This is a genomic window from Mesorhizobium sp. M0496 (assembly GCF_040321205.1).
Taxonomy (GTDB): Bacteria; Pseudomonadota; Alphaproteobacteria; order Rhizobiales; family Rhizobiaceae; genus Mesorhizobium.
In genome coordinates, this window is record NZ_JAMYRC010000020.1 from 90,771 (window position 1) to 104,640 (window position 13,870).

13 protein-coding genes are annotated in these 13,870 nt (G+C 61.7%); 12 read left to right on the forward strand and 1 reads right to left on the reverse strand.

The window, feature by feature from the left end; genetic code table 11:
- Positions 1–6 precede the first annotated feature (6 nt).
- Together NKI73_RS18280 and NKI73_RS18285 are read left to right on the forward strand one after the other, a co-directional pair.
- Positions 7–774, forward strand: a complete 768-nt coding sequence (locus NKI73_RS18280) for a hypothetical protein (RefSeq protein WP_352632040.1) — start codon at positions 7–9, stop codon at positions 772–774.
- A 117-nt stretch (positions 775–891) separates the two neighbouring features.
- Positions 892–1,788 carry a metallophosphoesterase gene (locus NKI73_RS18285; RefSeq protein WP_352632042.1) on the forward strand — a complete coding sequence of 299 codons (897 nt, stop codon included), beginning with the start codon at positions 892–894 and terminating at the stop codon, positions 1,786–1,788.
- Between the two features lie 13 nt (positions 1,789–1,801).
- On the opposite strand, the gene NKI73_RS18290 is transcribed toward NKI73_RS18285, so the two are convergent.
- The gene (locus NKI73_RS18290) at positions 1,802–3,052 is read right to left on the reverse strand and encodes a glycoside hydrolase family 5 protein (protein WP_352632044.1); all 1,251 of its coding nucleotides are present in this window, start codon (positions 3,050–3,052) and stop codon (positions 1,802–1,804) included.
- A gap of 57 nt (positions 3,053–3,109) precedes the next feature.
- Here NKI73_RS18290 and ybgC point away from each other — a divergent pair, with 57 nt between their 5' ends.
- The 10 genes from ybgC to ftsH all read left to right on the forward strand — a co-directional run bounded on the left by ybgC (position 3,110) and on the right by ftsH (position 13,531).
- Positions 3,110–3,592 carry a tol-pal system-associated acyl-CoA thioesterase gene (gene ybgC / locus NKI73_RS18295; protein WP_352632046.1) on the forward strand — a complete coding sequence of 161 codons (483 nt, stop codon included), beginning with the start codon at positions 3,110–3,112 and terminating at the stop codon, positions 3,590–3,592.
- A gap of 261 nt (positions 3,593–3,853) precedes the next feature.
- Entirely contained in the window at positions 3,854–4,564 is a 711-nt protein-coding gene (gene tolQ, locus NKI73_RS18300; RefSeq protein WP_352632048.1) for a protein TolQ, read from the forward strand.
- Positions 4,565–4,574: 10 nt separating this feature from the next.
- A complete protein-coding gene (tolR, locus tag NKI73_RS18305; RefSeq protein ID WP_352632050.1) occupies positions 4,575–5,027 on the forward strand; it encodes a protein TolR in 453 nt (150 codons plus the stop codon).
- Between the two features lie 8 nt (positions 5,028–5,035).
- Positions 5,036–6,193 (forward strand): cell envelope integrity protein TolA, encoded by a 1,158-nt coding sequence (gene tolA, locus NKI73_RS18310; RefSeq protein ID WP_352632052.1) that lies wholly within the window; start codon positions 5,036–5,038, stop codon positions 6,191–6,193.
- 67 nt (positions 6,194–6,260) lie between these two features.
- Positions 6,261–7,544 carry a Tol-Pal system beta propeller repeat protein TolB gene (tolB, locus tag NKI73_RS18315; RefSeq protein WP_502898032.1) on the forward strand — a complete coding sequence of 428 codons (1,284 nt, stop codon included), beginning with the start codon at positions 6,261–6,263 and terminating at the stop codon, positions 7,542–7,544.
- Positions 7,545–7,582: 38 nt separating this feature from the next.
- Positions 7,583–7,960 carry a four helix bundle protein gene (locus NKI73_RS18320; protein WP_352632055.1) on the forward strand — a complete coding sequence of 126 codons (378 nt, stop codon included), beginning with the start codon at positions 7,583–7,585 and terminating at the stop codon, positions 7,958–7,960.
- A gap of 255 nt (positions 7,961–8,215) precedes the next feature.
- On the forward strand, positions 8,216–8,722 hold the full coding sequence (pal, locus tag NKI73_RS18325; RefSeq protein ID WP_109664780.1) for a peptidoglycan-associated lipoprotein Pal: 507 nt from the start codon (positions 8,216–8,218) through the stop codon (positions 8,720–8,722).
- Positions 8,723–8,944: 222 nt separating this feature from the next.
- Positions 8,945–10,054 carry a tol-pal system protein YbgF gene (gene ybgF, locus NKI73_RS18330; RefSeq protein WP_352632057.1) on the forward strand — a complete coding sequence of 370 codons (1,110 nt, stop codon included), beginning with the start codon at positions 8,945–8,947 and terminating at the stop codon, positions 10,052–10,054.
- A 52-nt stretch (positions 10,055–10,106) separates the two neighbouring features.
- Positions 10,107–11,480, forward strand: coding sequence for a tRNA lysidine(34) synthetase TilS (tilS, locus tag NKI73_RS18335; protein ID WP_352632059.1), 1,374 nt, complete (start codon positions 10,107–10,109; stop codon positions 11,478–11,480).
- A gap of 125 nt (positions 11,481–11,605) precedes the next feature.
- Positions 11,606–13,531: an ATP-dependent zinc metalloprotease FtsH gene (ftsH, locus tag NKI73_RS18340; protein ID WP_352632061.1), complete on the forward strand. Its 1,926-nt coding sequence runs from the start codon at positions 11,606–11,608 to the stop codon at positions 13,529–13,531.
- Positions 13,532–13,870 lie beyond the last annotated feature (339 nt).

Sequence of the window (13,870 nt, forward strand, 5' to 3'; positions counted from 1 at the left end):
GAAATAATGGACGAAAAGTCCCTCGAAAATGCCTTGTCGAGTTTAGGCGAAAAGATCTTATTTTTGCAGAGCGCCGTTTCGTTTCTTGAGGCTGAACTGGGTCGTCTACTTATCGTGCCTGATGGCGATCAGGCAATCGCATTTAGATTTGCGAGTCCGAATATAGTGCATTTTTGCATTCTTCATCTGATCCGAGTTGTGTCTTGCCTTAACGCTACGATCGTTTTGGCGAGACATGGATATGTGCAGGAAATATGTGTATTAATTAGAACTGGGTATGAATTTATATCGAAAGTTGATTATGTTTCTACGGGATACTACGATCCTGAACAGCGGCAAAAGGTAAAGCTGTATGTAGAAAGATATTTTTCGGACAGCACGCGAAAGCCAAAGAGATTGGATAAAGATGTGTCTCCTAGGCAGAAAGAAATCAACGAGGGTCTACAGAAAAACTACGAAAATACGACAAAGGCTCCGAAGCCATCTGACGACGAGAGGGGCATAGCGGAGATGCATCGATACGTACTGTCTGTTTTTGGCAACTACGTGCACGCCCGATATCCAGAAGTGATGGACATGTTTGGGGGAACACCCGTTCAGCTGCATATGAGCGGAATGAAGGGGACACCCAAAGATGCCGAGAATATCGTTCAAATCTACACACTTTTTGAATCAACGGACCTTTCTTTGAAAAATGTATATTTGAGGTTGGGCTACGCGAATTCAGACTCAACTCCACCATCCTTGCGCGAGTGGGCCAGATCGTTCGACTAGTAAATGCCGGACACGTGAACGTTCTGCGCAAAATCTCCTCAGCTTAGCCGACTTGCCGGCGCAATCGTGGACTTTAACGCTGCCTTGCGGCACGCCGCTGCGATCCGAGTGCCATGCATGATAACAAGACGCGGGTTCCTGCGCTTCATTGGCGGGTCGGTTCTGTCGGTCGCCACGTTCAGCGCCTATGCGGTCGGCATCGAGCCGATGCTGCTGACTCATGTGAGGCGCTATGCGCTGACGCCGCCGCATTGGCCGGCGGGGTTGAAGTTGCGCGTCGTAGTCCTCGCCGACATCCATGCCTGCCGGCCCTGGATGACGCCGGAGCGGATCGCTTCGCTTGTCGAAGACGCCAATGCGTTGCAGCCGGACCTGATCGTCCTGCTCGGCGACTATATTGCCGGCATCCCGCTGGTGACCAGTCCGGTGACGCCAACGCAATGGGCATCGGCACTGTCGGGTCTCAAGGCACCGCTCGGCGTGCTGTCGATCCTTGGCAACCACGACTGGTGGAGCGATGGCTTTGCGCAGCGTGCCGGGGCCGGCCCGACCATAGCGCGCAAGGCCTTGGAGAAAGTCGGCATTCCAGTTCTGGAGAACGATGTCGTGCGCCTGGAAAAGGACGGGCATGGTGTCTGGATTGCCGGGCTCGCCGACCAACTCGCACTGCTGCCGACCAGGCATCGCGCCGGCTTCACGGGGCTGGACGATCTCGACGGCACGCTGGCCAAGGTCAGCGACACTTCGCCCATCATCCTGCTCGCGCACGAGCCCGATATTTTTCCGAAGGTGCCGCGGCGGGTCTCGCTGACCCTGTCCGGCCACACCCATGGTGGGCAAATTCGGCTGTTCGGCTATTCACCTGTTGTGCCGTCGCGTTTCGGCAATCGCTATGCCTATGGCCATGTCGTCGAGAACGACCGCAATTTGATCGTCTCGGGCGGGCTCGGCTTCAGCATTCTGCCGGTGCGTTTTGGAATGCGCCCCGAAATCCTGTCGATTGACCTCGGTTAAATCCAGATCGGCCTCAGCGAAGTGATTTGATCGCGTCCAACACATCCGGTTCGGCCTTTTCGCCATTGAAGGCGTCGACGATGCCGAAGGCGCCGCCATAGCTCCACACCGACCATGAGAAGCCATGCGCTTCGGCGCGCGCGATCATGTCCCTGACATAGGTGGCCCGGTACTCCGCCGGCATCACATAGGCGTTGCCATATTCCTGGCGGATCATGCCGAATTCACCCAGCGTGATGTTTTCCGGCTTGATGGCGTTGGCCTTCGCCCACGCCTCGACCTTTTTGAACGGCCCATCCATCAGCCCAAGCAGCTTGTCGGGACTGTCCATGCTAGCGACCTGTTCGTCGAGATAGGCAAGCAGGCCGCTTTGCCGTGTCCATGGCGCCTCGGCCTTGATCCTGGCGCGGATGGTGTCGAGCGTCACCTCGAGCTGTGCCCGCGGCACCGCGGTCAGCGGATAGGACAGGCCGGTCACATAGGGGATGAAGTCGCCGGCCCAGGTCGCGCCCTGATGGGTCAGCAAGAACGGATCGTAGGAGTGGAAGGTCCAGATGACGTTGTCGTCCGGGATCGTCTTCGGGTCGATCTTCTCAAGCGACGAGGCGGCGGAGTAGCAGGCGCCGGTCAGCATCAGGGTCAGTTTCGTCGCCGAGGATCGCGCCGCGGCGAACAGTTTGCGCTGGCGGTCCGGCCACAGGTTGGTGCCGGCGCTGTCGCAGTCTACGATCGGTTCGTTCATCGGCTCGAAGGCGACCTGGGTGGCATCTTCGCTCGCCAGCGTGCGGGCCATCCTGCGCACCGTCTCGACATAGGCGTCGAAGGTTTGCGGGTCGTCCATCACCTCGGCCATGCCGATCTTGCGGCTGCCGCCGGCCGGGATCAGGTGCATGTCGACGACCACCTTCAGCCCGGCGCGGTTGATCATGCGCACCGAGCCCAGCACGCTGGCATAGAGGCTGTCGCGCAACGCCACGGTCTGGCCGGACAGGAAAGGCGACGGGTCGATAGGCATGCGCAGGAAATCGAAGCCCGCGTCCTTCAGTGCCTTGAGGTCGTCTTCCCCAAGGAATTTGCGCCATTCCGGATAGGGCAAGATGGCCTTGGCATCGCCCCATTGGTCTTCGCCCGGCCACGTCGTCCACTGGTCGAGATTGAGGCCGCGCTTCATCGAGAAGGTTACCGCCTCGCTGGGCCACACCAACGCCGCGAGCACAAGCAGCACCGCCGTCAAGGTCTTGATCATCGCCGTCAACAGTGCCATCCGATGCTATGCCACGCAGGAAACAGGTGCCTCGTCGGGGCTGAAAAAGGAAGCGCAATGGGCGATCATGGTGAATCGGCGACGCTGCTGGCCGGTATTTCCGGTGCGCTGACGGCGTTCGGCCACCGGCTGATGGCGAGGGTCTATTACGCCGACACCGATTTCTCCGGTGTCGTCTACCATGCACGCTATCTCGAATTCTTCGAACGTGGACGCTCCGACTATCTCAGGTTGACCGGCGTGCACCACACCGAACTTGCCGACGGCAAGCATGGCGAAAGAATAGTCTGGGTGGTGCGGCGCATGGAGATCGACTTTCGCGGCCCGGCCCGCATCGACGACATCCTGACGGTCGACACCCGCACCGAAGACATTTCCGGTGCGCGCATCTTCATGGCACAGCAGCTCAAGCGCGGCGACGAGGTGCTGGTCGAGGCAAAGGTCGAGGCGGCGATCATCGGCGAGAATGGCCGGCCAAGGCGTTTTCCCAGGGAATGGGTCGCAGCGTTCATGCCCAAGGCCTTACCCGCGACCGATTAGCCCCATTGTGATCAACTGTGCTTTGCCACCGGGCGTGGCAATGCGCCGCGCCTTATATACTAACCCATCCTTAACCATAACGGTTCATGAAGAGATTGGTGAAGATTGGCGTTATCAAGCGCCTTCCTTTCACCAATATTTGCCCCGAAAAGGCCGAGAACGGCACAGTTTGGGGTTGTTCCGGTAGCTTCGTGCGAACCGACCACAAGGGATGCCAAGGGCCAGCCACCAGCTCGCCCGGAAAATCTTAAGGACGTAACGATGGAAAATATCGCACTCGCCGATCCGGGCGCGCAATTGTCGGTTTGGGCGTTGTTCATTTCGGCCAGCTGGGTGGTCAAGCTGGTCATGATCGGCTTGCTCTGCGCTTCGGTCTGGACCTGGGCGATCATCGTCGACAAGCTGGTTTCTTATGCCCGCATGCGGCTGTCGCTGAACCGTTTCGAGCAGGTGTTCTGGTCGGGGCAGTCGCTGGAGGAGCTTTACCGCACGCTCGCCGATCGCAAAACCACCGGCATGGGCGCCATTTTCGTGGCTGCGATGCGCGAGTGGAAGAAGAGCTTCGAGAAGGGCGCCAAGTCGCCGCTCGGCCTGCAGACCCGCATCGACAAGGCGATGGACCTGGCGCTAACGCGCGAAATGGAAAAGCTTGAGGGCCGCCTCGGCTTCCTCGCCACCACCGGCTCGGCCGCACCCTTTATCGGCCTGTTCGGCACCGTCATCGGCATCATGACCTCGTTCCAGGCGATCGCCGGCTCCAAGAACACCAGTCTCGCGGTGGTTGCGCCCGGCATTGCCGAAGCGCTGCTGGCGACGGCCATCGGCCTGCTCGCCGCCATTCCCGCCGTCATTGCCTACAACAAGCTGTCGTCCGATGCGAGCAAGATAGCCGTGCGCATGGAAGGGTTCTCCGACGAGTTCTCCGCCATACTCTCGCGCCAAATCGATGAAAAAGTGGCCCCCAAGGCCTGAGGAGTAGCAGATGGGTATGTCCATGGGCATGGGAGGACGCGGCGGGCGCGGCCACAGGCGGCGCGGCCGCCACCATGCACTGATGTCCGAGATAAACGTCACGCCGATGGTCGACGTGATGCTGGTGCTGCTGATCATCTTCATGGTCGCCGCACCGATGCTGACGGTCGGCGTGCCGATCGACCTGCCGGACACGCAGGCCAAGGCGATGAATGCCGACACGCAGCCGATCACCGTCTCGATCGACGCCGCCGGTCAGATATTTCTCCAGGAAACCGAAATTCCGATTGAGGAGCTGGTGGCCAAGCTCCAGGCAATCTCGAAGACCGGCTATGAGGAACGCATCTTCATCCGTGGCGACAAGTCCACCGACTATGGCACGGCGATGAAGGTGATGGCCCGCATTTCGGCTGCCGGCTACAAGAACATCGGCCTCGTTTCGTTGCAGGAACAGGATCAGTAGACAAGAAGATGAAGACCGGCCTCACCACATCGGTGATCTTGCATGCGGCGGCGCTGACCTTCGGCCTGTTCACGCTGACGGCGCCGGCCGCGCTTCCGTCTTCCGACGTCGAGTCGGTCGCGGTCGATATCGTGCCGATGGAAGCCATTGCGCAGACGTTGCAGGGCGACAAGAAGGCCGTGATGCATGAAAAGCCGGCACCTGTGCCGACGCAGCGCCCGGACGTCGTTCCCGATGCGCAGAAGGTTGGCGAGAACAGCGTCGATACCGACAAGCCGATAACGCCGGAAGCCAAGCCGAAGCCCGTCGACATGACCTCGGCTCCGCCGCCCGCGCCGACCCCGATCGAGAAGCCGAAGCCCGAGGACGTGCCGAAGCCGCAGGAGAAGCCGAAGCCTACGCCGGCAACGGAAGTGGCGCCGGCACCGACGCCCAAGGAAGAGGTCAAGCCCGAGCCGGTCAAGCAAGTCGATCCCAAGCCGACACCGGCCAAACCGGCCCCGACCCCGCCGCCGCAGGACAAGACCGCTGCGATCGATCCGACGCCCGAGGTCAAGCCTGACGCCGTTGCCGAAGCCATAGCGCAGGAGCCGCCGGCCGAAGCGACGCAGCTGCCGGATTCCGCGCCCGCGCCGGAAGCACGGCCAAAGCCGCAGCCGGCACAGGCCGAAAGCGCCAAGGCGCCGGACCGCAAGGATGCCGACAAGCCAGTCAAGGAAGCCTCGTCGAAGCCGAAGTCCGACGACAAGCAATTCAACGCCGACGAGATTTCCGCTCTCCTCGACAAGCAGAAGCCATCCGGCGGCGGCGCCAAGCGCTCGACCCAGCAGGCGTCGCTTGGCGGCGACAAGGACCAGGGCCAGAAGCTTTCCAGGTCGGAAATGGGCGCCCTGGAAAGCCAGCTCGGCGGCTGCTGGACCCTTCCCGCAGGCCTTGAAGGTTCCGAGAATTTTGTCGTCGTGGTGCGGTTCAATCTGGATGCCTCCGGCAAGCTGGATGGGCGCCCGGCGGTCGAAAAGTCGAGCGGAAGCCGTCAGTTCGACGAAAGTGCCGTTCGCGCGGTGCAAAAATGTGATGTCACCGGCCTGCAGGTTCCCGCGGGCAAGCAGGACATCTGGGCCGACGTCCGCGTCACCTTCGATCCTAGGGAAATGCTCGGCCTCTAAGGCCCGAGTATCCGAAAATCAGTACGAGAAGCGAGAAGACATGAAATCAATCCTCAAGCCGCTCCTGATGGTCGCAGCAATGGCGATGGGCATGACCGCTGCGGGCACGTTGCCGGCGCTGGCGCTCGTCGAGCTCAACGTCAACAAGGGCAATGTCGAGCCGCTTCCGATCGCCATCACCGATTTCCAGGGCGGCGACGCGCTTGGCGCGCAGATTTCGCAGATCGTCACCGCCGACCTGAAGCGTTCGGGGCTCTTTGCGCCCATCGACAAGAGCGCTTTTATCGAGAAGATCACCAACCCGGATGCAGCCCCGCGCTTCGACGACTGGAAGGTCATCAACGCGCAGGCGCTGGTCACCGGCAGCGTCAGCAAGGAAGCCGACGGCCGTATCCGCGCCCAGTACCGGTTGTGGGACACCTTTGCCGGCCAGCAGATGTCCGGCGAGCAGTTCTTCGCCAACGACGCCAATCAGCGGCGTGTCGCCCACATCATCGCCGACGCCATCTATGAGCGGCTGACCGGCGAAAAAGGCTATTTCGACACACGCGTTGTCTTCATCGACGAATCCGGCGCCAAGAACGCGCGCAAGAAGCGCCTCGCCATCATGGACCAGGACGGCGCCAACATCCGCTATCTCTCGGATGGCAAGTCGATCGTGCTGACGCCGCGTTTCTCGCCGAACCGGCAAGAAATCACCTACATGTCCTATGAAAGCGGTCAGCCGCGGGTCTATCTCTTGCAGATCGAGACCGGCCAGCGCGAACTGGTCGGCAATTTCCCCGGCATGACCTTTGCGCCGCGCTTTTCGCCCGATGGCCAGAAGGTGATCATGAGCCTGCTGCGCGACGACGGCAATTCCAACATCTTCGCCATGGATCTGCGTAGCCGTTCGACGACACGGCTGACCAATTCGACCGCCATCGACACCTCGCCGTCCTATTCGCCCGACGGTAGCCAGGTGGTGTTCACCTCCGATCGCGGCGGCCGTGCACAGATCTACGTGATGGGCGCCGATGGCTCGGGCCAGAACCGCATCTCGTTCGGCGACGGGGTCTATTCGACGCCGGTGTGGTCGCCGCGCGGCGACCTCATCGCCTTTACCAAGCAGACCGGCGGCGAATTCCAGATCGGCGTCATGAAGACCGATGGCTCCGGCGAGCGCATCCTGTCCTCCGGCTTCCAGCAGGAGGGACCGACCTGGGCGCCGAACGGCCGCGTACTGATGTTTTTCCGCGACTCCGCCGGCGGGCCCAAACTGGTTTCGGTCGATCTTACTGGACGCAACGAGCAATCGATCCCGACGACGAATTTCGCTTCGGACCCAGCTTGGTCGCCGCTGCTCGAGTAAGAGGCGAATTGGAGAAATGACGAATTGAAGAATTGAAGATGGAGAAACCGGCGAATTATATCAAGCGTGCGAAGGATCTAGAAGTCTATAAGCGCGCTTATGCGGTTTCTCTTGACGTACATAAAGCTACGCTCGCTTTCCCGAAGATTGAGCAATACGCATTGGCCGATCAGTTGCGTCGTTCCAGCAAGGGAATCTGCGCCAATCTGGCTGAGGGATTTGCCAAGCAGACACATTCCAGACCGGAGTTCGCACGGTTCATTTCGATGGCGATGGGGTCGTGCAGCGAAGTGGAGACGTGGATATCCTACGCGTTCGATCTGGAATACATCGGCCGGGCGCAATACGACGAGTGGCTGCAAGCATATGCGCATGTCCACGGCATGCTGATCAATCTGAGAGAAAAGCTGAAGTGAACTATCCCGCCGGGTTCGTCATTTCTTCAATTCCTCAGCTCTTCAATTCCCTTTTTTCCATCACCTCGTCGCGTTTTGGCCGCATTTCCGCCTAGGGTCCGCGCCAACTGTGGCTCATGGCCAAACAGCTGCGGACGGGCAGCCTAAACCAAATTTTAACCGTGTTTCTTGAATGCCGGTTAACCCAAACGTGGTTACTGGGTGATCAACGAAATCACTCGAATACAATCACTCGAAATACGAAGGAGAGGCGGCATGGGCCGTATTGCAGCACTTACCAGAAACCCGGTCATGATCGCGCTGGTGGCGATGCTCGCCATCGCCGGTTGCGCCTCGAAGAAGACGCCGAACAACGCGGCCGATCTTGGCCTCAACGGCGCCGGTGCTGCAACACCCGGCTCGGCGCAGGATTTCACCGTCAACATCGGCGACCGTATCTTCTTCGATACGGACTCGACCTCGATCCGCGCCGACGCTCAGACGACGCTGGCTCGTCAGGCGCAGTGGCTGAACCAGTACAAGCAGTATGCCATCGTCGTCGAAGGCCATGCCGACGAACGCGGCACGCGCGAGTACAATCTGGCGCTCGGCGCCCGCCGCGCTGCAGCCACCCGCGACTTCCTCGTCGCCAAGGGTGTCTCGGCCAGCCGTCTCAAGACCATTTCCTATGGCAAGGAGCGTCCGGTCGCGGTGTGCGACGACATCTCCTGCTGGTCGCAGAACCGCCGTGCGGTCACCACGCTCAGCGGCGCCGGTTCCTGAGGCATCAGCCGACCGGCGCGTCAAAAGAACGCGCGGCGGTCTAGCGGTAAAAATGCAACATACCTCTGCGAAAGGCGGCCTTTTGGCCGCCTTTTTCATATCCAGCCACCTGAAACAAAATTTGGCCGAAGTCTCGGCTCCTGCTATGAGCCGAGGGCGCTTGGCTGGTCCCATTCTGATTGGAAGGCGCAAACAAGCTAACGAAATCACTGCGAGAGGCACATGCATTTGAGATCGGTTCTGAGCGGCACGCTTGCGCTGCTGCTCCTATCAGGCGTCACCGCCCTAGCTAGCGGCTTGGGGGTGAGCGGCACAGGGCAATCAACCGAAAGCGGCTTTTCCTTCCATCTGCCCAGCATCGAATTGCCCGGCATTTTCGGTCAAAAGAAAAAACCGGATCAGGTTCAGATGGTGCAGTCCGATCCTGCCGCCGTCACCAGCCTGGAAGAGCAGCTGCGGCAGATGAACGGCAAGATCGAGGAACTCAATTTCCAGGTCCTGCAGATGCAGGAGCAGATCCGCAAGCAGCAGGAAGACAATGAATTCCGCTTCCAGCAGCTTGAAGGCGGCGGCACGCAAGGCGGACAGCCGCCGGCACAGAAGAAATCGGACGCAACCACCGGCACCGACAACGACGTAGCGGCGGCCCCGGCAACACAGACGCCAGCCGATGCCGGCGCCGCGCCCGGCAACGACCAGTCAGCAGGCGGCAAGACGGTCCAGGACGTCATCGTCGAATCCCCCGATGGCGACCCCGGCAAGGTAATTCCCGGTACGGGAGCGCCCGAAAAGACTTTCGGAACCATCACCGTCGACAAGAACGGTAATGTCGTCGACGCCGGCGGCAACACCCAGTCGACCGCGCCGGCGCAGGAAACCGCGCCTGCCACCAGCGCGCCTCCCAAGGCCGGCAAATCCGATACGGTGATCGCCGCATTGCCCGCCACCAACGATCCGGAGGAACTCTACCGCAACTCCTACCAGTTTATCCTCTCGGGCGATTACGGCACCGCCGAACAGGGTTTTCGCGACCACATCGCCCGCTTCCCCAGGGATGCGAAGGCGGCGGACGCGCATTACTGGCTGGGTGAGTCACTGCTCGGCCAGCAGAAATACCGAGACGCCGCTGAGACTTTCCTTGCCGCCAGCAAGGACTACCCCAAGGCCAAGAAGGCTCCCGACATGCTGCTGAAGCTCGGCGTGTCGCTGGTCGGCCTCAAGCAGCACGACGTTGCCTGCGCCACCTTCAGCGAGGTCGGCAAGCGCTACCCTGATATTTCCACTGCGCTCAAGGAACGCGTCAAGCAGGAGAAGGCCCTGGCTGCGTGCTGATCTTTCTGATGCATGTCGTTGTCCCGGGGCCACTTTTGGGCGACACGCATTGATGCTCGACATCGAGCCTGAATTTTCGACCAGAATTTTTTCGCACATCGATTTTACCAGCGGCGCTGTTGCAGCCGTTTCCGGCGGCGGCGACTCGACCGCCCTGCTCCTTCTTCTCAAACACCATCTCGACCGCACGGCGCCGGCAACGAAGCTGCTGGCAGTGACGATCGACCATGATTTGCGGCCCGGTTCGGCGGCGGAAGCGCAAGCGATGGCCAAGCTGTGCGCCACGTATGGAATTCCACACCGTATCCTGACATGGTCGGGCCCCAAGCCCTTGACCGGTCTGCCCGCCGCCGCGCGCGAAGCGCGCTACCGGCTGCTGGCCGAGGCGGCACGAGCGGAAGGCATCGGCCTGATCCTGACCGGCCATACCGCCGACGACCAGGCGGAGACGGTGCTGATGCGGCACGCGCGGAATGAGGGCCCAGGCGATGCCGGCATGACAGGCCGCGGGCTTGCCGGCATGGCGCCGGCCACTCTGTATGGCTGGCGCGAGTGGATCGTTCGCCCGCTTCTGGGGACGCGACGCTCGGCGCTTCGTGATTTCTTGCGGGGTGAACATGTCGGCTGGGCCGACGATCCGACCAATATCGACGAGGCCTTCGAGCGGCCGCGTGTGCGCGCCGCACTTGCTGGCGAGAGTGTCGAGCATATGGAGGGCACGTTAATGCTCGCCAGCCAGGCCGCCGTCGAGCGCATGCAGCTTGGCGCCAGCGCTGCCGATTTGATCCATCGCTTCGCCAGCCAGCCAGCCATCGGCCTCATTCGTCTTGATCCGGGTTTTCTGTGCGCCGGTGACGAGCGGGCGGCCGTTTACGCGTTGCGCATCCTGCTGGCCACGACAGGCGGGATTGCGTTCTTGCCGGATCAGGCCCGCGGCGAGGCGCTGTTTGGCCGGCTGAAGGCCGGATTTCTTTGCGCCACATTGTCGCGGACGGTTGTCGATTCCCGGCGCGCCGGCATTTTCCTGCGCCGTGAGGCGCGCGGCCTGCCCGCCGCCGCTGCCGCCACCGACAGCACCCTCTGGGACGGCCGCCGGCACATCACATTGAACGACAGCAGCGGAGCATTGTTGATTGCCCCGTTCGGCACGGCAGCGGCGAAGCGGCTGGCGATGGGCGAAGGAAAAGCCCCGCCGAGCCTGATGCGCGCCGCGCTCGCCGCCGAGCCGGCGTTGTGGCAGGCCGGTGAATGCCTTGGTTTGCCTGGACATGGACGGGTGTCCGCGATGGTTGACGTGCGGCCGGTCGTTGCGCCCTTTGCCCGCTTCCTGCCGTCCTTCGATCTGGCACCGGCGCGGGCCGTCGCCGGGCTGATTGGTGCGGCCCCGGTCCCGCCCTTGCCTTTCAGCGGCCACAGTGCCGGTTGATGATAGGGCGAAAGCTTAACCCAGACATGCTGTTATGCTTGGCAAGGGGAGGCGCCCTCCCTATGTTAGGCCCAAGTTTCCTCTCATGACGTGTGTCCGCCCCGCGGACGCCAACGGGACAATTGATGAATCCGAACTATCGCAACCTCGCGCTCTGGGCGATCATAGCGGTCCTGCTTATCGCCCTGTTCAATCTGTTCCAGACGCCGCAGACGCGAGGGGCTTCCAGCGATGTGCCTTATTCGCAGTTCCTGCAGGACGTCGCGGCGGGCCGGGTCAAGACGGTGACCATTGCGGGCGCCCGGATCACCGGCACCTACACCGACAATGCCAGCGGCTTCCAGACCTATTCGCCAGGCGATCCGTCGCTGGTTACGCGGCTGCAAGACAAGAACGTCACCATCAACGCGCGGCCTGAGACCGACGGCTCCAATTCGCTGTTCGGCTATCTGATCTCATGGCTGCCGATGATCCTTATCCTCGGCGTCTGGATATTCTTCATGCGCCAGATGCAGTCCGGATCTGGGCGCGCCATGGGCTTCGGCAAGTCGAAGGCCAAGCTGCTTACCGAGGCGCATGGCCGGGTTACCTTCCAGGATGTCGCCGGCGTCGACGAAGCCAAGGAAGATCTGGAAGAGATCGTCGAGTTCCTGCGCGATCCGCAGAAGTTTCAGCGGCTCGGCGGCAAGATTCCGCGTGGCGTGCTGCTCGTCGGTCCTCCGGGAACCGGCAAGACGTTGCTCGCCCGTTCTGTCGCCGGCGAAGCCAATGTGCCGTTCTTCACCATTTCCGGTTCGGACTTCGTCGAGATGTTCGTCGGCGTCGGCGCCAGCCGCGTCCGCGACATGTTCGACCAGGCCAAGAAGAATGCGCCCTGCATCATCTTCATCGACGAAATCGACGCCGTCGGCCGCCATCGCGGCGCCGGTCTCGGTGGCGGCAATGACGAACGCGAGCAGACGCTGAACCAGCTACTGGTCGAGATGGATGGTTTTGAATCCAACGAAAGCATCATCCTGATCGCCGCCACCAACCGGCCCGACGTGCTCGATCCGGCGCTGCTCAGGCCGGGCCGTTTCGACCGCCAGGTGGTGGTGCCGAACCCCGACATCGTCGGCCGCGAGAAGATCCTCAAGGTGCATGTGCGCAACGTGCCGCTGGCGCCCAATGTCGACCTCAAGGTCGTCGCTCGCGGCACGCCGGGCTTCTCCGGCGCGGATCTGATGAACCTGGTCAACGAGTCTGCGCTGATGGCGGCGCGGCGCAACAAGCGTCTCGTCACCATGGCTGAGTTCGAGGACGCCAAGGACAAGATCATGATGGGCGCCGAGCGCCGCTCGTCGGCCATGACTCAGGCCGAGAAGGAGCTGACCGCCTATCACGAGGCCGGCCACGCCATCCTGGCGCTCAACGTGCCGTCGGCCGACCCGCTGCACAAGGCCACCATCATCCCGCGTGGCCGGGCGCTCGGCATGGTCATGCAGTTGCCGGAGGGCGACCGCTATTCGATGAGTTACAAATACATGATCTCGCGCCTTGCGATCATGATGGGTGGCCGTGTCGCCGAGGAGTTCAAGTTCGGTAAGGAAAACATCACCTCGGGCGCCTCCTCCGACATCGAGCAGGCGACCAAGCTGGCGCGCGCCATGGTCACGCGCTGGGGCTTTTCCGACAAGCTCGGCCATGTCGCCTATGGCGACAACCAGGAGGAAGTATTCCTCGGCCATTCAGTGGCTCGCACACAGAACGTCTCGGAAGAAACCGCGCAGATCATCGACGCCGAAGTGCGCCGCCTGATCGACGAGGCCTATTCGACGGCGAAGTCCATCCTGACCAAGAAGAAGAAGGAATGGATCGCGCTGGCGCAAGGGCTGCTCGAGTATGAGACGCTGTCCGGCGAGGAGATCAAGCAATTGATCGCTGGGCAGAAGCCTTCACGGGACCTCGGCGACGACACGCCGCCAAGCCGTGGCTCGGCCGTGCCGAAGTCCGGCCGTCGCAAGAAAGGCCCCGAGCCCGAAGGCGGCATGGAACCGCAGCCATCAAGCTAGGCTCGGCCAGAGACTGATTTTTCGAAACGCCGCGGCAATTGTTCCGCGGCGTTTTTCGTTCGGGCGCTCGAGAGGAGCTGTCCGCGACCTTGCATCCTCGACGTTGACGATTGGCGAAGCCGGCGTGCCGGCCAATCGCCCCCCACGAGGGGGGATTGGCAGCTTTGCCGACGGCGCTTGCCTGCAAACAGCCTGTCCCGAGCGTCGCCCAGCAAAAAAAAGGCCCGGGGGACGGGGGGGGTGGGGGGGGGGGGGGGTTTTTTTTGGGGGGTGTTATAACAAACGGGGCCCCCCGCGCCGGCGGGGGTTGGGGGGGGGCGGGGGGGGGGTTGGAAAAAA